Origin of the sequence: Streptococcus sp. HMSC072D07, assembly GCF_001814835.1 — a bacterium.
In the GTDB taxonomy this organism is placed as follows: domain Bacteria; phylum Bacillota; class Bacilli; order Lactobacillales; family Streptococcaceae; genus Streptococcus.
In genome coordinates this window covers 1-298 of the sequence record NZ_KV818049.1, presented here as the reverse complement: position 1 = coordinate 298, position 298 = coordinate 1, and the positions used below count along the sequence as shown (strand labels likewise).

The 298-nt window shown below is 40.9% G+C and carries 1 pseudogene; it reads left to right on the top strand.

The features are described 5' to 3' along the window. Nucleotides 1-298, top strand: a pseudogene (locus HMPREF2991_RS11150) (AI-2E family transporter); the annotation flags it as partial.

Genomic DNA, 298 nt, shown 5'->3' with positions numbered 1-298 from the left:
TATATCAGGAGCAATCTCTCTCTTTGATGTAATATCAACCTTGATTTATGGTGCTGTCATTGCTTTTGTGCTCAATGTTCCCATGAAAAAAATTGAAGAATTCCTAGTTAAAATGAAGGTAAAGGCAGGGTTGCGCCGTCCGATTGCTATGGTGCTTGTTTTCCTATCTCTTATCTTAATCGTGATCTGTCTTTTGGTTTTGGTGCTTCCAACCCTTGCTCAGACTATTAGTCAGCTGGGAGCAGTCCTTTCAACAGTCCTGACTCAACTTGGGAAATTGCTAGACAGCTCGGAATTT